The 20,436-nt window shown below is 40.5% G+C and carries 18 protein-coding genes, 2 pseudogenes and 1 riboswitch; of the genes and pseudogenes, 5 read left to right on the top strand and 15 right to left on the bottom strand.

What is annotated here, in order from left to right; all coding sequences use genetic code 11:
* Window positions 1-112: 112 nt before the first annotated feature.
* Entirely contained in the window at window positions 113-1,612 is a 1,500-nt protein-coding gene (locus QWY16_RS09210; protein WP_300993373.1) for a phytoene desaturase family protein, read from the bottom strand.
* Window positions 1,613-1,863: 251 nt separating this feature from the next.
* Between QWY16_RS09210 and QWY16_RS09205 the strand changes: the two genes are divergently transcribed.
* Window positions 1,864-2,772, top strand: a complete 909-nt coding sequence (locus QWY16_RS09205; protein ID WP_300992938.1) for an alpha/beta hydrolase — start codon at window positions 1,864-1,866, stop codon at window positions 2,770-2,772.
* Window positions 2,773-3,916: 1,144 nt separating this feature from the next.
* Here the strand turns inward: QWY16_RS09205 and QWY16_RS09200 are convergent.
* The 9 genes and pseudogenes from QWY16_RS09200 to QWY16_RS09160 all read right to left on the bottom strand — a co-directional run bounded on the left by QWY16_RS09200 (window position 3,917) and on the right by QWY16_RS09160 (window position 12,494).
* Window positions 3,917-4,366, bottom strand: a complete 450-nt coding sequence (locus QWY16_RS09200; protein ID WP_300992936.1) for a hypothetical protein — start codon at window positions 4,364-4,366, stop codon at window positions 3,917-3,919.
* A gap of 685 nt (window positions 4,367-5,051) precedes the next feature.
* Entirely contained in the window at window positions 5,052-5,477 is a 426-nt protein-coding gene (locus tag QWY16_RS09195; RefSeq protein WP_300992934.1) for a DUF4304 domain-containing protein, read from the bottom strand.
* An 89-nt stretch (window positions 5,478-5,566) separates the two neighbouring features.
* A complete protein-coding gene (locus QWY16_RS09190; protein ID WP_300992932.1) occupies window positions 5,567-5,974 on the bottom strand; it encodes a hypothetical protein in 408 nt (135 codons plus the stop codon).
* A gap of 403 nt (window positions 5,975-6,377) precedes the next feature.
* Complete coding sequence (locus tag QWY16_RS09185; protein WP_300992930.1) at window positions 6,378-6,563, bottom strand: hypothetical protein; 186 nt, start codon at window positions 6,561-6,563, stop codon at window positions 6,378-6,380.
* 632 nt (window positions 6,564-7,195) lie between these two features.
* Window positions 7,196-8,698 (bottom strand): sodium:solute symporter family protein, encoded by a 1,503-nt coding sequence (locus QWY16_RS09180; protein ID WP_300992928.1) that lies wholly within the window; start codon window positions 8,696-8,698, stop codon window positions 7,196-7,198.
* Entirely contained in the window at window positions 8,695-8,973 is a 279-nt protein-coding gene (locus tag QWY16_RS09175) for a hypothetical protein (protein WP_300992926.1), read from the bottom strand. The genes QWY16_RS09180 and QWY16_RS09175 overlap by 4 nt, the downstream gene beginning before the upstream one ends.
* A 141-nt stretch (window positions 8,974-9,114) precedes the next feature.
* Window positions 9,115-10,497, bottom strand: coding sequence for an LLM class flavin-dependent oxidoreductase (locus tag QWY16_RS09170; protein WP_300992924.1), 1,383 nt, complete (start codon window positions 10,495-10,497; stop codon window positions 9,115-9,117).
* A 305-nt stretch (window positions 10,498-10,802) separates the two neighbouring features.
* Window positions 10,803-10,910, bottom strand: a riboswitch (SAM riboswitch).
* A 199-nt stretch (window positions 10,911-11,109) separates the two neighbouring features.
* Window positions 11,110-11,976: pseudogene (locus tag QWY16_RS09165) on the bottom strand (IS3 family transposase); the annotation flags it as partial.
* Complete coding sequence (locus QWY16_RS09160; protein ID WP_300989257.1) at window positions 11,937-12,494, bottom strand: helix-turn-helix domain-containing protein; 558 nt, start codon at window positions 12,492-12,494, stop codon at window positions 11,937-11,939. The gene QWY16_RS09160 and the pseudogene QWY16_RS09165, both read right to left, overlap by 40 nt.
* 456 nt (window positions 12,495-12,950) lie before the next feature.
* Between QWY16_RS09160 and QWY16_RS09155 the strand changes: the two genes are divergently transcribed.
* Window positions 12,951-13,214 carry a hypothetical protein gene (locus QWY16_RS09155; protein WP_300992922.1) on the top strand — a complete coding sequence of 88 codons (264 nt, stop codon included), beginning with the start codon at window positions 12,951-12,953 and terminating at the stop codon, window positions 13,212-13,214.
* A gap of 84 nt (window positions 13,215-13,298) precedes the next feature.
* On the opposite strand, the gene QWY16_RS09150 is transcribed toward QWY16_RS09155, so the two are convergent.
* Window positions 13,299-13,547 carry a hypothetical protein gene (locus tag QWY16_RS09150; RefSeq protein WP_300992921.1) on the bottom strand — a complete coding sequence of 83 codons (249 nt, stop codon included), beginning with the start codon at window positions 13,545-13,547 and terminating at the stop codon, window positions 13,299-13,301.
* A 318-nt stretch (window positions 13,548-13,865) separates the two neighbouring features.
* On the opposite strand from QWY16_RS09150, the gene QWY16_RS09145 reads away from it, so the two are divergent.
* Window positions 13,866-14,336 (top strand): DinB family protein, encoded by a 471-nt coding sequence (locus tag QWY16_RS09145; RefSeq protein ID WP_300992919.1) that lies wholly within the window; start codon window positions 13,866-13,868, stop codon window positions 14,334-14,336.
* 116 nt (window positions 14,337-14,452) lie between these two features.
* Here QWY16_RS09145 and QWY16_RS09140 read toward each other — a convergent pair whose 3' ends face one another.
* Window positions 14,453-15,199, bottom strand: coding sequence for an alpha/beta hydrolase (locus QWY16_RS09140; protein ID WP_300992917.1), 747 nt, complete (start codon window positions 15,197-15,199; stop codon window positions 14,453-14,455).
* A gap of 698 nt (window positions 15,200-15,897) precedes the next feature.
* On the opposite strand from QWY16_RS09140, the gene QWY16_RS09135 reads away from it, so the two are divergent.
* Window positions 15,898-16,359 carry a MarR family winged helix-turn-helix transcriptional regulator gene (locus QWY16_RS09135; RefSeq protein ID WP_300992915.1) on the top strand — a complete coding sequence of 154 codons (462 nt, stop codon included), beginning with the start codon at window positions 15,898-15,900 and terminating at the stop codon, window positions 16,357-16,359.
* A gap of 43 nt (window positions 16,360-16,402) precedes the next feature.
* Complete coding sequence (locus QWY16_RS09130) at window positions 16,403-17,095, top strand: GAP family protein (RefSeq protein WP_300992913.1); 693 nt, start codon at window positions 16,403-16,405, stop codon at window positions 17,093-17,095.
* A 1,061-nt stretch (window positions 17,096-18,156) separates the two neighbouring features.
* On the opposite strand, the pseudogene QWY16_RS09125 reads toward QWY16_RS09130, so the two are convergent.
* The 3 genes and pseudogenes from QWY16_RS09125 to QWY16_RS09115 form a co-directional block, all read right to left on the bottom strand.
* Window positions 18,157-18,324, bottom strand: a pseudogene (locus QWY16_RS09125) (GNAT family N-acetyltransferase); the annotation flags it as partial.
* 508 nt (window positions 18,325-18,832) lie between these two features.
* On the bottom strand, window positions 18,833-19,288 hold the full coding sequence (locus tag QWY16_RS09120; protein ID WP_300992912.1) for a DUF6843 domain-containing protein: 456 nt from the start codon (window positions 19,286-19,288) through the stop codon (window positions 18,833-18,835).
* A 355-nt stretch (window positions 19,289-19,643) separates the two neighbouring features.
* Window positions 19,644-20,096 (bottom strand): hypothetical protein, encoded by a 453-nt coding sequence (locus QWY16_RS09115; RefSeq protein WP_300992910.1) that lies wholly within the window; start codon window positions 20,094-20,096, stop codon window positions 19,644-19,646.
* Window positions 20,097-20,436: the final 340 nt, after the last annotated feature.

Raw genomic sequence — 20,436 nt, 5'->3', positions numbered from 1 at the left:
CCGCCTTTTGCCCGGCAATCGTTTTTTGCTGTAGCCGCTCTTTAGAATAACCGTCGACCAGCCATCTTTTCCATTGTTTCTTTTACTTATGGCTTTGCATGGATATCACTCTTCATTTGCCTTGATGCCTATCCCGTTCAACGATTTTCCTGCCGACCTGCTGGCCGCTCAAGGTGACCATCGGCATCCCGCCACCCGGGTTCACCGTCCCGCCGACAAAATACAGATTGTCGTAGCGTTCGCTTTGTTTCGGATGCTTGAACCCTTTGTTGTTGCTGCGGTCCGACAGCGTTCCGTAAATCGCGCCGCGGTCGGAGCCGTAGACCTGCCGGATATCCTCAGGCGTCCAGATATCCTCCGTCACGATGTTTTCCCGCAAGCCATCCAGGCCCATTTGTTCCAATTTGACCAAGACTTTCTCTGCGAATTGCGCATAATCCTGCTGCGTGAAAGCTTTGTCCTGGATGTACGGAATGTGCGGAAGCACTTTTATGTTTTCATGTCCGGGCGGCGCCTGGGCCGGGTCGGTCTTATTGACATTCACCAAATAAATGACCGGGTCGTCCGGCAGCTTATGCTCGTGGAAAATCGTCTGCATCTGTTTCTTCATATTTTCCGCAAAGAAGAAATTATGGTGGCGGAGCTGCGGATACGTTTTTTTGACGCCCAGATGCATCACGAGCCCGGAACTGGCCGGTTCAAATTTCTTCTTCAGCTTTTTAACGTACTGCTTCTTTTCATCCAGCAGCTGCTCATAAAGCGGAATGACTTCCATATTGGAGATGTAGTAATCCGCAGACACCTTTGCGCCGTCTTCCAGCAAGGCGCCGGTGATCTTACCTTTCTCTTTGTAGAGGCGGGCGACTCCCACTCCCGTATAAATATGGACGCCAATTTCTTCTGCCAGCCGCACCAATGCGTCCGCAAGCCGGTTCAAGCCGCCGGGCACGTACCATGCACCTTGATTATGCTGCATATAGATCATCATATTCAGGACGGCCGGCGCATCGTAAGGGGAAGAACCGACATATTTACTAAAATAGGAAAGCATATCCTTGAATTGCTTATTGCTAATCCGTTTATCAATGGCACTATGTACGGTCGAAAAAAGATCGAAGTTTTTGAGGGATTCAAGCGCACCGTGGTACTTTGCGATTTCTTCCGCGCTGTCCAGCCCCTGATTGAAATAGCCTTTCTCGGTCACATCATACAGATTTTTGGAGTATTTCAGCAGATTCGCATACTCGCGCATATCCCGCTTGCTCAATGACGGATTTTTCGTTTCCATTTCATGCAAGTCCTGATACAAGTCGATAATGTTTCCATCCGGGAAAAAGGAACGCCATTGATGGTCCAGCCGGATGATCGGCACGTAGTCTTCCATCCGTTTTCCGCTGTCCGCAAATAATTTTGCGAAAATTTTTGGCATCGTCAAGATGGACGGGCCAAGGTCGAAGCCGAAACCATCTTGTTCAAGCCGGTTCAATTTCCCGCCGATATGGTTGTTTTTTTCGAATAAGGAAACTTTATAGCCACGTTGTGCAAGGGAAATAGCGGCGGATATGCCACCGAGTCCTCCCCCAATGATTAAAACTTTTTTATTTTCAGTCAATTCCACCAGCACCTTCCCGTAATTTAAGGGCAATCTACAACTGAAGCATCGATTTGTATTATTTCCACTAATACCCTCATCACTCCGTTTCAACACCTAGACGGCAATTCTTCCGGATAATAAAACAACCTAACCTCAGTGCCAGATATGGGCTTGCTTCCGTTAGTTTATAAAGACGGCGCATTGCTAACTTCAGCAATTGACTATTTACCGCTCCTATGGATAAAATGGTGGAAAAAAGCGAGGTCCTTATGTTAACTACTATTGGCGCTAAGTTACTGCGACTCCTTCCCGATCCATCATATAATTCACCTATGATTCCTCCGCAGCCTGTAAAAATAAAAAAAGATTTTTTGGTTGATACATCGGTTCAGCCCACTTACCTATCTTTCTACTATCCGTTAGGTGCCGAACCAGAAAAACTTCCGGTTTACGTTAATTTCCACGGCGGGGCATTTATTATGAATGATAAAGAGCTGGATGATCCGTACTGCCGCTTTCTGGCGAATCAGACAGGCTGCGTAATCCTCAACGTCGGTTATGCAAAAGCTCCGGAATACCCGTTTCCAAAACCGCTTGAACAGAGTTACGAGATTCTTCAATGGATGAAGGGCCGGGCAGATGAGCTAGATATCGATCCGAAACGATTCATGCTGGGCGGACAAAGTTCAGGTGCGAATATCGCAGCGGCCCTCTGTCTTTACCTTGAAGAGAAACAGGAAAACCAGCCCCTTCTCCAAGTCTTGTCTTGCCCGATGCTGGATTTTGTCACGCCGCACGCGGATAAACCCGAACCAAAATGGTTTCGTGCCCGGTTCCCACAGTTCGCGAATTTTTTGAATAAATGCTACCTGCCTGACAAAATGCAAGCTGCCAATCCACTCGCTTCCCCTGTCTGTGCTGAAATCGGGAAGGGCTTAGCCTCTGCCCTTATTGTCATTGCCGAACATGACCCATTCAGGCCGGAAGCCGAAATCTATGCCGAAAAATTAAAAGCTGCCGGGATAAACGTCCACGATGAGGTTTTCGAAGGCGTTTCTCATGCCTTTACACATTTAGGCCCACAAGGTGCAGCCCAGAAAGCTTGGACGCTGGTTGCGGAAAAAATCAAAGAAGCGGTTGCTTTAGCTGGGGATCAAAATAAAAATATACTTAGTTAATTAATCGATAGCTTCCTTTTATGGCTTTTTTTAAAATGCTGCTGCCGCCTAAAAAGACCTAACAAGAAAATGTTAAGTCTTTTTAGTTGCTTCTCCAAAGATATTTTTTAATATTGAGCAAAATAAATAAGAGTGACTAAGAGACTTTTTTTGCATCTGCTCCTGCATTACTTAACTGCAATGCCTGTAGCAAAAGAGTTTCGGGATTTTAAATTAAAATTATTAGCTCCGCCTTTTCTATCCTGTAACTTTTAAAAGAAGAGGTAAATGCGTTTGCTATTGTAAAAATGACACTAAATAGAGAAAAAATTCGAAGCCATAGAACATAATAAAAAACATCACTATCCAAAATAGAATTTGCTTGAATTTCGATTGGTTCTTTAACGCTTTTGGATTATCGCCAAGTCTTTTATTGAACTCCTTTTCTTTTTCCTTAAGTTCCAATTTTTTTCGTTCCTTTTCCGATTTGTCATCGTTATTCATTAACTCACCCTCCAAAGTTGATTTTGATTGGTGAAACTTTAAATCTTCAATTCAAATGGATTATATTCTTTCCATACCCATTGACTTGAATTGTTAACTAAATTTTCTGTATTCATTTCTTGAATAGGACAAAGGATTAAAGTGCCGCAGCCAGTTCGTTTCCTGCTGCTTCAAAACAAAGAGGAATATTTTTTCAATCAAAAAAGCCTCCAATCGCAATTGATGGACGCTTTTTTAGAATCATTACATTAATTCGTTTACATGCATTTGATCACTAATAGCAATTCATTTTCCAGGAATTTTTTAGCTGCTAATTTACATTCTTGATCCGCACTTAGATCAGCTATAGCCAAAACCCGGCCAGATTCCAAATAATGAGCAACCTCTTCTCCATTTTCATTAGCGACAATGAATTTATCACTTTCTCATCCATGTTCTCTAGCAATTATAAATTTGCTAAAATCCCAGATGCTTTAACTTGATTTCATCCCGTTTCAGCTGAATTATATAACCTGAATCCTTTCCGGAATCATAGCTGCCCACCTCAAATTTCTGGAAGTCAATCGGGTCGCGGAAATAGCCGGGGACATCCGTCTCCTAATCGAAATTCGCCAGCATGAGGGGGAAATTAAATCCCTTCTTTTCTCCACTTACAGCAAAACTACTTACTTGTTTCCAGCAGTTCACGCGAATTGGCGTCGAAGATTTTATAGCCTATTTCAACCATATGATCTTTTGAAACGATCACCTCGCAATAGTAAGGGACGGATTTTCCATACGCGTCAAGCTCCGGGAGATCTGTAAATGAGAACCGCTCACCTTTATCCAGCATGTCAAAGGTTGCGTCCGCATAACGGCCATCTGCAGAAATCTCAATTCTGCATTCCCCTTCTACCACATCATATTCTTTCAGAAGCATGTGCTTGAGACTTGGGAGAGTGACTGATAAACATAAAGCACCTAATAATAAGACTGCAACAGCTTTGCCCGCCCCTAGAAATCCAAAGCTCCTGTTTATGAACATATAAATGAAGTAACCTGCACCACCTGTCACAAAGAAAATTCCTAATACGAGTATGAAATAATACAACTCCGCCACTTCCTCTATCAATCGTCTACTACTATTTACGTCGGGCCGTTTGCAAAGTTTCATTTCGAGCAAAACGGTACGCAGCATTTTTCTAACTTATATGTTACTCCTAATCCAAGGCATCTTCGTTTCAAACATCCGAAAATGACGTCCTATGCACTTTCTTTGCAAACAAAAAAGGGTGCCTTAACTATCAAATCAATGAATCTACTTTAAAATTCGTCTTCTTTTTTATCCATCAATTGAACAACAAGAGGTGAAAAAATGAAAAGCAATATCTTAGCAGTCTTAATATAATGTGTTAAGTCCAAAATAAGTCCTTATTTTTCTAGTAAAATCAGTTTTTCTCGATTATATAGGTAAGTCAATGGAATCGTGAAACCGAAAGTAAATTAATTTGTATTAAGTTACATTCAAAAAAATGAAACCTTACTGGAAATAAATTGGTATAGTAGCAATAGACAATTTGAAGTAGGGAGCGACATAGAGATGAATGAATCAAGTATAAACATAGGTGATACCATATTTACAATTGGGATTTTTGGTGTACTGATCATCGCAGTTATTTTAATAATTTTCTTGGTGAGAAGAAAAAAATAGAGTAATTTAATGGCCTATACGCAAGGGATTGAAAATTCCTTGCGTATAGGCCATTTCTAAAAATAAATGTAACTTAATTGCTAATAAGTTACATTCACTTATAAGCCTAAAAAGAAGGATTGTTCTTCCACCAATCTGGGTAAGACGCCCACCACTCATCTGCCTCTTCTAAGGATTCTTTGATCTGGAGGACAACTTGATCGGTGTTAACTTCATTGAACTCGAACATGTCCTTTCCACCATCTCCTATTCGGTACCGATGCCAACCAGAAGGATCGCCAATATAATAGACTTTCATTTTATTGGGTGGACGAAATTTACCTGAAACATCCGTATGCCCCTCAGGAGAACATTTGGAAATCTCTATGTACAAAACACCGCCCCACATACTGAATTGAAACATCAACAAATCCGCACGCTCTTCCGTTTTTCGATAAAAGTGAGAAAATGACCCTTTAAATCCTTTTCCTCTTAATTCAGGAATGACTGTATTTTTTAACGAACCTATCATGGCATCTCTTTCTGAAGACAACCAAATGCACCTCCAAAGTAAGTGAGACTATTTTTCACGAAAAAACTTAATGAGAATGCAACTTACTTCACAATAAGTTATTTTCAAATTTATTCAAGTAAGTCCAAAACAATTTCTGACAACCTATGCCTTATTACCAATTGGGCTTTTCTTGCTTTATTATCTAAATCTTGAAGATCTTCTGTCTGTATTTCCCAAGACATCTTTGTTTCATTTTCCAACTTAATGACTTCCCCTTCCAACCACTTATGGTATTTCTCATAAACGCTTATAGAGATTTGTTCATTTTGGAATTCTTCCGGAACTCTAAAGTGTAAATTGTAAATCCATTTGCCAAACGCTTCCTTGCCATGTTTTTCAATTCTTTCTTTAAATATCTTCAAAATTTCTTCTATAAATTCTTTATCAAACTTTTCTTCATTCATCTTTCTCTCTAACTGTTCTACAGTAATTTCATCCCAATGTTTCTTCTTCAAATGCAGCTCTTTCTTAAACACATTTTCATCTCCAATGCTTGCTAATCACTATCGACCACAGGGTAAATTCTCAAGTATTCGGCTCGTTCGATGGACAAACCAATACACTGAATTTCGGCAAATCAGAAAAGCAGAGAAGTACCACCTTTCATCATTCTCTCTTAACAGAGTCTCTTAAAAAGACAAAAGATATGATCGATTGTCATTCCGGTTAAGTCACTTCAGTTCCTTGCACGTTACATCTCTCAAACGAATGGGCAGCACTCTCGTCACCGCTTTTTCCTAGAGGCATAAAGTGCTATTTGCTTTCACAATAGAAAGTTATGCATTCTAAATAAAAAATGCACATCAAAATGAGCCGGGAATGCATCTCCCAACTCATGATATGATGATGTCCGTTCGTTAGATCACCCATTCCGTTCATTCAAAACATTCCACCTTGATCGCTACGTCCTGCTTCCCGTCGCGCCTCTGCTTCAGCTAAATTCTGGTTTAACGTCTTTTCCTGTTGACCTAAGCTATATTTCCGTCGAGTCAAAACATCCACAAGATAACTGCCCAGAAATAAAGCTGCCAAGGAACCCCAAAAAATCCACATCATCCAATGCATACAGTTCCCTCCCCTTTTATTTCAGTCATCGCTTCTATCGTTCATTGCCTTCTATCTTATAATACGGGTTACCGCCGCAATAAGTTTCAATAATTAAATTTTTTAGAATCAACATTCATAAGTTGTTCCGAGTCGATTACATGTTTAAATGATGTGGGAATTGCTCAAGTAGTTATTCCACTAGCTTGTCTCATTAATTTAAGTGTAAACCTTCCTAAACTCTTTCTGAATTTAACCTAAATATCCAATTAAGATGAAAGCAATTTTATCAAGTACAGGGTAGATGTCACCACCCCCTTTACTGTAATTCAACCTTTCCGATTGAGATCGCCAATTTAAACAAAATAAATAGCAATGCTATTAAACCGTTCGTAAAAGTATACGTTTACGAACAAAGAGAAGAGCAGCGTATACCGCTGCTCTTCATTAGAGTTGAACTCTTGATTAATAAAAAGCCCATTAAATTGATATTTAGCGTAAAGTTAAAAATTTGCGGATGCTCTCTCCTCTTCTCCAATCCTTTTAAGAAGTTTGTTCGTTAAAAGGAATTGTTGTAATGAGCAAAAGGACAGACAGCTTCAGAAAGCTGCCTGTCCTTTTGATTAAAAAAACTTGCTTGGACGAATGCCCTTTTAACTGACTTGAGAATTTGACTTTACTGCAGGCACTTTTACACTTTTTGTATAAGCGGCCTCTGTATCTACCCATAGTTTCTCGACAAAAGCACTCGGTTTTTTCATATATCCAGCAGTGATCATTACTGCAAAACTGAGAATTAGACCATAAACTCCTGGCTGCCAGCCCCAGCCTTCAATGAACGATGGATTGAAGAATCGAAGAAACATGGATAATGCCGTACCTGCAATTAATCCTATGATTGCTCCTTCTTTATTAGCACGTTTCCAGTACAAGCCTAAAATGACAATTGGAAACAGCAAGATGATTCCATCATAAGTGAATAACGCAAGAAAAACCATTAATCCCAAATCGGCGGTACCAAAAAACAGAGAAACCAATGAAATAACGATTACGGATATTCTTGCAATATTTACTGCTTTCTTGTCCGAAATATTCTTATCTATTACTTGAGCTAAATCCCTCGATACGGTTGTACTGATTGCCTGCATTATGCCACTCACTGTTCCCACACTGCTTGCCATAATAATTACACCAAGCAGCCCGAGTACAATAGGACCCGATTCGCTGGCTATCCACAAAAAAGCACCTTGTACATCAGATAAAGCCTGATTGTAAGAATGGATAAATATAGCAGTAACAACAAAGACAGAAAAGAATATTGCGTATATAATCGGTGCAAGCAAAGCGGAAACTTTGATAGTCCGTATGCTGTCACTGGCAAATAACTTATTGTATGCCCACGGCCACAAAAATCCGCCTAAACCGCTTAATATCACAATTGACGTCCAATATGGAGTGGGCGGTTCCCAACCTGGACCAGGATAAGTCAGCATCCCCGGATAATCATTGACGACCATTTCAAATCCTGAGGCAAATCCGCCAAAGTATTTATATACAAAGTAAATCATTAGAGCGGTACCGCCAAATATTAGTATTAAACCCTGAAAAACATTCGCTGTTATTACAGATCGCATGCCGCCTAGTGAAACAAAAACAGCAACTGCTATTATTCCCAGGACCATACCCCAAAACTGGGAAATCAGTCCACCCGTAGCATATTCAAAAACATACCCCTGCGTTACAATCTCAACGATCAACCAAGGAATTGTAAACACAATCCCCCAAACTCCAGTGAGCATCCGCAAAGACTTGCTTTGATACCTAAATCCTAATAATTCCGATTGAGTTTTGATTCCGTACTTGACACCCCAAATATATGTTTTTGGGGCAACATAATACATCACAATCATTGTTATTGTTGCATAAGCTATACAATACAATGCGGTAAATCCATAAGTTACAGCCATGCCTGCCCAAGCTGTATACATAGCTCCAACAACCCATGTTGCTAAAACCGAAAAAGTTAAAGCAAAAAAGCCAAAAGACCGGTTAGCTGTTGCGTAGTCTTCAAAAGAGCTTACCCCTAACTGTTTCCTGATAATAAAAAGCATCATCGCAAAAAAGAGAACTATCATTATTAAGGGGATTGTATTCAACTTTCCTCACCCCCACTAACCTTACGAATATCTATCGGTGAAACCTCAATATCCAGTTCCCCTAATTTTCTTTCGACAAAAAATTGTACACATAATCCCGTGCACAAAAGAGCCACACATGAAAAAAGATAAAATATTGAAAACGGCAATCCAATGACCCATGGCTCGATTGTATTGGCTAAATCAAATAAGCCTGGAAAAGTCATGCAAGCCGTGATTACAGAATAATAAATTAAAAAAATGCCATTCTTTTTGCTTTTAATAGTATTGAGCATCTAAACACTCCTCCAAATAACCAAATTCTCTATCATTTAAAAATAAATATTCATTTATAAGAGGGAATATAATAAAAGTTATCATTCCCCCCATCTTCATCTGCATGACTAATACAATGCTAATTCTCTACTTATACATTTTTATACTTCGGTTTTCGAGTGGATCTCTCGATATTGGGAAGCAGTATGATTGTCCGGCAAACGATCATATCCGAAAAGATTGTTACGGAAGGTGCCATCCTCATACTCTTTTCTAACGAGACCACGCTCTTGCAAAATAGGAACAACCCCATCAACAAATTCTTCAAAGGTTCCCGGGGTGATGGCATAAGAAATATTAAAGCCATCAATCCCCACCTCATTGATCCACTTTTCCATTGTGTCTGCTACTTTTTCTGGGGTGCCTACTTCAACATGACCGACAGACCCAATACCAACGAAATTGGCTAATTCTCTTACTGTCCATTGTTTATTCGGATCCACTTTTGTGAAATTTTCAACGACTGATTTCATTGCATCGCTTTTTACATATTCAATTTTGTCATCGGGATTGTATGCTGAAAAATCAATGCCTGTCCATCCCCCTAATAATGCTAAAGCACCTTCATAACTTATATGTTTTTTGTATTCTTCATATTTTTCTTCTGCTTCTTTCTGTGTGCTGCCCAATATTGGAGTAAGTGATGAAAGAATTTTGATTCCATCTGAGTTACGTCCAGTTTGTTTTGCTTCTTCACGAATGGAGTCTACGGTTTTTTTCGTGATTTCTGCTGTCGGCGCACTAATAAATACAAGCTCAGCATGTTTAGCTGCAAACTTTCTTCCTCTGCTTGAAGCTCCAGCCTGAAAAATAACGGGTGTTCTTTGCGGAGACGGTTCACTTAAATGTGCTCCAGGAACTTTAAAGTATTTTCCTTCATGTCTAATGTCATGTACTTTTTCTGGATCTGCATATATTTTTCTTTCCTTATCTACGCGAACAGCGTCTTCTTCCCAACTTCCTTCCCATAATTTATAAACGACTTCCATATATTCATCTGCCATTTCATAACGTTCACTATGACTAATTTGCTGATTTAAACCAATATTGACAGCAGCGCTGTTTAAATACGACGTCACAACATTCCAGCCTATACGCCCTTTTGTTAAATGATCTAATGTAGACATTCTTCTAGCAAAGATATAAGGATGTTCGTAGCTTGTCGATGCGGTTAAGCCAAAACCCAGATGTTTCGTTGCTTGAGACATAATCGGAACTATAAAAGCGGGATCGTTGACTGGTACTTGGGCCCCCTGACGGACAGCGGCATCACGGGAACCTTGATACACATCGTATATCCCTAAAACATCAGCTAGGAAAATAGCATCAAAACGCCCTTTTTCTAATACTTGAGCGAGATGGACCCAGTATTCTGCGTCTTTATAAGTCGAGGATTGATCGTCCGGATGTGTCCATAAACCTGGTGAATACAGTCCTGCGCAATTCATATCAAATGCATTCAAATAAATTCTTTTCTTAGCCATTAAAATCTCTCCTATGTAATTTATTTTCTCTTATCCGAGTGAATACGAAGTATTTTGTTTCTATGAATAACCGATAGATAAAAGTTTAAATCGCTGCTATCAAATCACTCCCTTCTAGAAATTCCGGAATTTCACACGGCCCTACCGGTTCGTTATTTTAGGCCTTTCTTAAGTGTCCAGTGATATTTCAAGTTATAATCTTCGCAAAAGACTCTTGGAATATTTTAGGACAATAAAAAATACACCCTTTTTTCTATATTAAGAAAAGAGGGTGTAAATATATACGTCTATGTATATTTCGTTTGCTCTTATCTTTCAAGAAATGAATCTGCAGGAATTAGCACCTTTCCAACCATAGTTGGAGGTTGCTGAAGCGTCATAGGGCCAGATCCCTCGGCTTCTCTTGATAAGAATTATTTAATTGTTGTTAACAGTCTAATCCGATAATTCCGATTAGTCAACAAGGAATTTATAATTTTAACTAATAAATTCCTTTAATCAGAAAAATTCAATTAAATATAAGAGAATTCATAAAGTACATTTTCACACACAAAAGGGAGCGAAGAAGTACTTCAATCATTCGGTAGTGACCCCTTAAAGTTAGAGTTTCAGTTATGCAGCTAATTGGCTGGCATGAATTCGGTAGTTCACCGGGCTCATGCCGGCCAATTTTTGCTTGATGCGTTCATGGTTGTAGTAATGGACGTACCGTTCAATTTTCAGTTTCAGTTCTTCGAAGGGGACCAATTCTTCTCCGTAATACATCTCTTGTTTAAGCAGGCCGAAGAAGTTCTCCATGGCCGCGTTGTCGGCACACGTCGCCTTTCGGGACATGCTTTGGAAAATCCGGTTCTCTTTCAATGTCTTCGCCCAGTATCGGTGCTGGTAATGCCAACCTTGATCGGAATGGATGGTGGTCCGATACCTGGCTTGTTCTCCGATGACTGGCAGGGCATTCCGTAACGATTCCATGACGAAGTCGAGGGTTGGGCGTTTCGCCATACTCACGCCAATGATTTCCCCGTTGTAGAGATCCATCAGCGGACTCAAATACAGCTTTTCTTCTCCTGCACATTTGAATTCCGTCACGTCCGTCACGATTTTTTGCAAGGCATGCGTGGTGTGGAACCGGCGGTTCAACCGGTTTTTGGCGATGGTGCCTACTTGCCCCTTATAGGAACGATAGCGCGATTTCCGAATGAACTTTACGCAAGTGAGGTTCAATTCGCCCATGATGCGCTGGACTTTCTTGTGGTTGATGACGTACCCTTGCGCCTTTAATTCCAGAGAGATCCTGCGATACCCGTAACGGCCGTCGTGTTTTTCGAAGAGCGCCAGAATCAACGTTTTCCATTCCAGATCCGGATCTTCCAACCCAAATCGCTGGCGGTGGTAATGATACGTCGCTTCTGGCAGATCGACGATCTCCAGCACATCCGTTAATCGGAATCCTTCTTTTTGGAGTTCGAATGCCAGCGCTGCTTGTGCTTTTCGAGGTAGGCATCCGGATTCTCCTGGAAAGCGTTCAACTTTTTTAAATAAGCGACTTCCAAACGGAGAAGCTCATTCTCGCGTTCAAGTTGTTCTTCACGGGACATCGTCCCAGCCGGTTTTGCCGGTTTCTTTTTCGAATTTTTCGCCATGGGTGGCCGTCCTTTCTTTCTCAGGCCTCCTGCCCCTTCCGCCAAAAATGTCTGTTTCCATTTCACAATAAGCGTCGGGTTGTGCATCTTGAATTCAATCGCTGCGTCCTGGTAGGAAGCGCCTGTTTGTTTCATAAAGTGTAATACATCCAATTTGAATTGAACAGAATACACCTTGTTTTTTTGCCTGTTCCGCAATCCTTCTTTTCCGAATGCCTGGAAAGCCCGCACCCAGCGTGCTATTTGCCCGTGGCTGGATATCCCGTATTTTCGGGCTAAGCGTGGATAACCCAACGGGCCAGCCAAATACTCGTTGACCAGCTTCAGTTTAAATTCTTCGCTATATTTCATCATAGAAAAACACCCCAAAAGTTAGATTTTTAACTCTAACTTTTGGGGTGCAGTACCTTCTCTTCTCTCCCTTTGTATTCATGCAGCTTTTGATAATCCCTCATATGTAAACCATTCCCTTTATTTATTGAAATATTTGAAGGCTAGTCATTGACTTCCTCTCTCATCTTCAATGTGCACTTCAAAAACCCGGGCTTCGTATGGAAAGCATATTCTCCCTTAGCTTCAATTGGATTTGTTTTTCTTCTTTCTTCTATTTCCTTGCAAGAACGTAATCATCCAGAGGGGACTCCTATGCTAATCCAAACCCATATCAGGATTTCGCCATTTTCTTCTATAACCGCCGGTGGACTAATAACTTCGGTAAATATTTCCGGCATGGACGTTTGCCATTAGTAAAAAAAAACCTTGCCCGAATCTGCGCAGGCCGCACAGAATACGGAACTAGGCCTTAGTGGAATGAGGATTATCATCCATTCCGATCAGGGAAGTGACGACTCGTCATATGTCTATCAGAATTTGATCAAGGAGAAACACGCTGTGATTGAATCGTTCCATTCGACTATCAAGTCGAAAAAATTTCAATATGTCAAATTCACTTCATTGAATAACTTTCAAGTCGTTGAGAAAGTAACCGGCTATTTGCATTATTACAACGAAGAGCGGATTCTCGAAAAGCAGGCTGCCCGGCACCAAGGAATTTGGGGCCAAGCAGCCTGCTAAAGTTTTTATAGGTGTCTCGAATCGCTATGGAAGTCTATGCGCATCTTCTTTTTGTCTTACATAACTCGTATAATGCTCTCAACGTCAATCTATCAATCCCCACATATTTGAAAAGATTCCAACAAAGATCAATGCCAATACGACGATTGTAAAAATGACCATACCGACTTCTAGCGGCACATATTCCTTGATTTTCGGTTCAACTAAGCCTTCATTATGGTACATAGAGTGATCATGCAGCAATGGTTCGACGGGTTCGACGGGTTCAATAGGTTCGGTAGAGTCCTGGATGGTTTGGAATTCCTCTTTATCCAAAGGTTCTTGTTGATTCATAATGAACGCCTCCCATTGTTCTTCTTGTCGACATAATATTAACATAAAAATCAGATAATTAACACTATGGAGTTTTTCTCTGAAACAGAAAGGTGCTGAAGTTTATGACAATAAAAAACTGAGTGCTTAAAAGCAATCAGCCGAAAAATCCCCAAATGTCGGAACTTATACCAGTAATAACGATGATCAATAACAAGAAAACGAAAATGACGGTTTGAATCGGTTTGTATTTCTGCAACTTCCGATATAATAAGGAAAGAAACTTCTGGGCACTTGCTGAATCAAAAACAGAAACTAAAAACGTTTGGAGTAGATGACATGACCGAGATGTTCTTGTATAACTGGCAGATTCGAGAAGAATGGCTGGACTGGTGCGAGACCCTCTCACCGGAAGAATTAGAGAAGAAAAGAGTGGGCGGAATGGGCAGCATTTTACACAATTTATATCATGTGGTCTATTGCGAGCAATACTGGATCAACCACTTGCGCGGGACCCCGGTCCTTGGCAATGACATGAAGAATATCACCGCTTTACAGGAGGTGAAGGCATTTTCGGCTCTTATCCAACCGCAAACCCATCAATTTCTCCAATCCTATCCACTCGAAGGAGCAGATCAGGTTTTGGAACATCAAAGAAAAGACGGTTGCATCAAGTTGTTGACGTATGAGAAAGTGCTCAGGCATATTACGGCGCATGAAATCCATCATATCGGTCAGCTATCCGTCTGGTCCAGGGAGATGGGATTGAAGCCCGTTTCTTCGGATCTGATTTATAGAGAATTGGACTAACTCTCTATAAAACACTCTAGATACTCCACCATAAGAAAGAGAGGCTGCAGTTTTGCGCAGCCTCTCTTTTTTGTGGATTCCCATCTGAATGGCCAGAACAGCTCATGACAGGTAAACTACAGTTGCCAAGCCAACTCATTTAAGAAGGCCAGAACATCTTCGTTCACATCGTCCATGTCCGGGCCTAACGTCATCAAATGCTTGGAGTTCGGATACCCCTTCACGGTTTTGTGGTCCGATGCCACGCTTTGGAAAATCATTTCGGCACTTTCTTGATACAACGGCTCATCCAACTCCCCGTACAGTATCCGAATGGGCGAGGTTATTTGCGTTAAGTTGTCCCTCGTTCGGTCGATGAGCTGTTGGAACTCGACCAATGAATCGACCGGCAGATCGTGAAGCCCATCCATTTCCAGCTGGATTTGGTCCGCCTCTTTCCCTTCGAGTTGTTTGTATCGCTTCGCATAGTAGAAGACACGCTTTTGCAGAAAAGCCGCCTCCCGCTGGATCGGCACGGACATGGTCACCACGCCAGCCACTTCCAGCTCCTGTGCCGCTTTCAAGGCCAACACCCCGCCAAGCGACAGACCGATTACCGCTATTTTGTCAAACCCTTTGTCCTTCAGCAACTGATAGCCGCCCAGCGCATCCTGCCACCAATCGGATGGACCATATTTCAGAAGGTCTTCCGCGGGCAAGCCATGTCCGCTGTACACCGGGGCGTAGCAAGAATACTGGTTCTTCTGCAAATGCCTGCCCAACTTTTTCATATCGCTCGGATTGCTTGTGAAAGAATGCAGGAGCAGAACGGCTTGCTCTCCGCCTTCATAATAAAAGGGCTTTGGAGGCAGCAGTTTCATCATATTATTAAATCCCTCATTTCCCATTTTTTCACGTTGATTAACTAAGCGTACATCGAATTTTTATCCTTCCGTTCCAGTGTACCATCCCTTTGATGTGAAACTCACCTGTCTACTTTACTTAAGTGCATGTCTTCACCATCTTCTTCTGAATTAGGATGCATCCCATTTCCCCACTATTGAAATAGCTGGAAAACCGTCTGTTAAAGGCACCCAAAACACCCGAATCAAAAACTTCCCTTCCCAATGAATTTATCGAACCAAAATTCATTCACAAAACCGTTTGTAAAAGTACCTTCTACAGACCTAAAGGGAGAGAAAATGTTAATTCAAGCAACATCTTCTCTCCCTTTGTATTTCAACAACTTTTGATAATCCTCCATATGTAAACTAGAATTTCCAATTTTTTTATGCAAGTTGTCATACAACTCTTACTTCCTGTAAGTTTGATTGCTCCATTTCCTTGTTTTAAATGTATTTCAGTTCCAAAAATTAAAAAGGATTTTTGGTTATTGTGCCTATCTTGATACTCCCGATTCATGATAATAAAGAATCCGACTCGTTTATTGACAAAAGAAATTACATACGTTAAATTAGTAATTAATAATTACTATTAATAAAAATGACTAAATTGGTCTTGCCATTCCTGTTGAAAATGTTTTGAGAAACAGATGATTTCAGAAAACAAAAGGAGGAGTAAGGTGGAAAACATTACGGTTAAAACTAAACTCGATCAGTTTTTTGAAAAATCCCAGTCTTTGGAGAGAATTTATGAGGAATACGCGCTTTCAAAGGGGTTAACGTATATGAGCTTTACGGTGCTGGGCATTATCTATGACCATCCCGAAAGCTGTACGCAAAAGCTGATTTGTGAGCGCAGTTTATACACGAAGCAAAGCGTCAATCTGATCATCAAGTCCTTCTGGCAGGATGGCTATGTGGAATTGAAAGAAGATCCGGCCGATCGCCGCAACAAGAAGATTTATTTCACTGGAAAGGGACGGATATATGCCGACGAAGTCATTGGCAAGCTTCAGAATGTAGAAAAGCAGGCAATGGAACAGTTAAGCGATGACCAGTGGGAACAACTCCTGCAAATGGTGGACGTGTTCGAGAAAAAATTTCTATCCGGCATGGCGGATCTTCTTTCTTCCAACGCATGACCCGGTTATCTGCCCTTGCATGTTGAAAGGAGAATAAACAACCATGTGGCCACTCATAACGTCTGGAATCGGCTTAGGGCTAATTGACAGTCTTAACCCATTTACCATATCAGCTCAGGCCGTCTTGCAGGCACTCGTGAAAAAAACGCATCATATTTGGTATTACATCTTGGGTACGTTCATCTCCTATTTCATTGGCGGGTTATTGGTCATTTATGGGATGGATAAAGTGTTCTCGGCCTTCTATCGTCACGTTATGGCTGCCTATAACGGTATAATCTTTTCCGTAGAAATAACAGCGGGGATAGGTCTTGTCTTTTTGGGCGCCTTCCTACTTTATAAGCGTAAAACGGCATCACCAATTAGTAAAACAAAAGAGAAAAAAATAGTTCCGCCTAAATCGGTGGCCCCCGTATTCCTGCTTATTCTCGGTGCATCCAATACCATAGGCGATTTGCCAACGGCCATACCGTACCTGATTTTTATTGCCCAACTTGTGGAAGCGAGCATTTCAATGGGGTCCGTATTATTTTTACTCCTGGTCTACAATGTCATTTACATCCTTCCTCTCGTTCTCCTGTTCTTTCTGTATCTTTTCAATCGGGATAAGGTCGATAACTTCATCGGAAAATTCCGGAAAAAAGCCGCGAAGATAAGTGAATGGGCGGCCATTGTTGTGCCGATAGCTGCAGGCTTGTTTTTGGGGATTCATGGATACATCAACTTATTCCTATAAGAGAAAATAATAGGCATAGCTGATGGTTAAGCTATGAGAGTTAAACATTAGCCTTGCGGCATAGCGTGATCCAAGCTCTGCCAATTCTTAAACTTTATATCTTTAAAACTTCTCATTTTAGATTGGAACGCGCCCAGTACGCGTTTTGTTTCCCCTTTACCAATTTGGTAAGGGGGATTCTCTTGTTAAGACTTAAGTGTTTGAAAAAGTACCTTTTTGCAGTCAACAGGGCAAGATGATGTGCTTTGGTAACCTCTTCTCTCTCTTCGTATTTAAGCAGCTTCTAATAATTTGCTGATATGTTAGCTAAAGCAGTTCATTTGGTATTAAAATACTGAAACCGTTAAAGGGTGATGAAAAGGTAAAACATTTCCCACTTTTTCTTCTCGGGTTTTATGGAATTCAAACAGAAAAATAAGCGTAAGCGAATAATGCAATATAAAATAAAAGGGGCAAAAAGCTAATCACTAATCCGATCTTCACCGTTTTTTTATAAATGAAAGAACAGCTCCAACCACCCAGACAGCAATTGGTATAAGCCAATATGGATATGGATAAGGATTATCCGTAAAATTTTCTCCAATTCCACCTGAGGCAAAAAAGGTTGAAAGAGAAATTACGAAAAAACCGGTCACCAACAGGTGACAAATTCGATATAGGTGAAAGCCCATTTTCATTCCCTTCTTTCGACGTTCAGCTTTCTAAGTGCAAGTGCTGAAGCATCCATTCATCTTATATTCCATCATCCGGAAGATGCTTCTTTATTGCCGTTAAACTCACATGTAATGCCACTTCTGTGAATCCCATGCCTTCAGTTCCCTTCATAGCAATCAAAATAAATCCTTGGTTTAGCCCCGTGCTCTCTTTTTAGCCATCTGTCCATTTCCTTAAATAGGTAATTCTCCAAATTCCCCCGTATTCCTTTTTACAAGGCCCTGTTCTTTCCAAACCATTCGTAAAAGTACACTTACACAAACAAAAAGGAAGTGACTTTCTATGAAGTCTCTTTACTACCAATAATCCTCCATATGTAAACTCGAATTTTTTGCAATTAATCCGCTTTACGAAGACCAGTGAATTTTATTCTCTTTTTCTTCAAACCGTTTTAACCCAGCTTTTTCTAATACTCGAATCGAAGCGAAGTTATCGTTATCACACCTGGCTATAATCCTCTCTATACCGGGCTGTTCCAGCCCCCACTTCACCATCGCTTTTGCCATTTCGGTCGCATATCCATAACCCTAGTAGCGGGGAACGATGCTATAACCCAACTCCAGCTCTTTTGGATCCTCAGTACTACGTCTGAAACCCATGTCCCCCATAATGGTATGATCTTCAGTGTGTATGATGATCCCCTCCCAGTCGTTTTCGTCAGGATATTGGCTGAACCGTCGAACTTTATGAGGAAGTATTTCTTTATACACTTCCGACGGGTATTCATCGGCAACTCAATAGGTCGATATTTTTTCCAAATCCCCTTTATTTGAAAGGGCTGCTTTCATCATGTCAGTAGTAAAAGTAATTAACGTCAATCTGTCAGTCTTTATAGTTGGCATTGCTCGTACTTCCTTTCTAATTTTAGGTCATTCTTAAAAAGCTTCCGATAATTGCTGATATATACCTGGACTCTTTTAAAATTCGAACTTTAAAAAATTCGTTTCACATATAATATTTAGAACTATTGGAAACCCCTTTTAATCTTTGATTGAAGACTAAAGAGCTGACAGAAAGTTGCAGCTAATTGCTGACACCTTCTATGAACCGACAACCTTCTTCGCTTGAATCAAAATTGATAGAGGTCACATCCCCGGGATTTTGATCATCAAATTGATAGCCTGTAGAAGGGGGAAGATCATATTCATTTATCAATTGTTTTATCGGTTCACCTTGCTCGTTTACAGAAAAAACCTTGGTGGTATAAACGTACGCCACAGAATCATAATCCGTACTGGTATGCAATATGCCGTTTTCAGGAATTTTGAATATGACTTCATCGTTGGTAATTTCCAATGGTTTTGCTCCTGGTTGACCGTACCGTATCCAAGCACATCCCGTAAAATCTTCAGGAATCAGATAAGTATAAACCAGCTCCCGGTCTTCTGAGCTGTCCCACCCCGTCGAATAGCCAATAAGGATATATGCGAGAACAAGAGCAAGAATAAGAGATCCAAAAACTAAAAGTACTTTTTTCATGTAATCCTCCGTATTCTTCATGAATTTTAGAGAAAGGGATAAATGCATGCTTACAAAGCTATTTACCCATCTTATTCACCTTACAAATTAACTATAATCAGAACTTAAAATAATATCTAAATAATTTTGGAAATGAATCCGTTCATAAACGGGCACTTACACGAACCCAAGAGGGAAGAAACCTTCGACAAAGTCTATTCCCTATAGGTCATAAAGTACAACCGATTGAATGTAACATTTTTTCTAGGAAATTCACTTTATCTTTTCCTCTTCAAAGTTCACTAAAATGAAGGTTTCGAATGTAACTTAATACAAATTAAGTTACATTCGAAACCCTTATATAAATCTAGACAAATTACTTTGGTGGAACATCTCTCTGTATAATGGAAACCCTTGGAGGTTCCGTCGATATCACATCAATCGTGTGATTTAAAGCATTTATCCCGTAGTGTTTGTATGGCCCAGGATGCACCTCGTCAGCTGTGGTCCCCATCTCAATAAAGTCCAGGTATCGGGTTTTTGAATAAAGCGAAAACCCCCGCCCTTCATAAACCTCGTACTTGTCCAAAGCAGTGAAACTCTCGTTTAGAACCGAATAAGCAATGTAAAAATCAAATTCAAGTCGTAGAATGGGGAGGGTTTCATCCACATTGAAGGCGTCATAAGACGAGAAAGTGTCATTCTCACCAATTGGAGTTCCAGGTATTTTACAACGGTCAATATCAACGATAAAGGCGTTGTCCTCAGGTTCGAACAATGAATTCAAATAAAGATAGCCTTGGTATTGAAGCAGCTCAGCATAATTCATGTGAATCCCCTTCCCCAAATCAACTTTCTAGTTTACCAGCTTCTGAATGTAACTTAATTGCTAATAAGTTACATTCGTTGATTTATTAATTCTTTATATACTGATGAGAAACATCATGGTTATAATTGCGGTGAATAAAGAACCGAAAAAACATAGATTTTTTGTTCTTTCTCCGAATTCGGTATATTTGGAAGGCGGATCTCGTAGTAACAACGTATAGGAGAGTAGAATTAGGAAGATTACGATACCTCTTACGATGTCAGCGGCATTCAAATTAGTAAAAGATTCTTGAAAGTTTTCAGTCATATAAACTATACAAAGAAAAAATATAGAATTTAAA

The organism is Planococcus shenhongbingii, assembly GCF_030413635.1.
Taxonomy (GTDB): domain Bacteria; phylum Bacillota; class Bacilli; order Bacillales_A; family Planococcaceae; genus Planococcus; species Planococcus shenhongbingii.
This window is presented reverse-complemented; position numbering and strand designations above follow the sequence as displayed.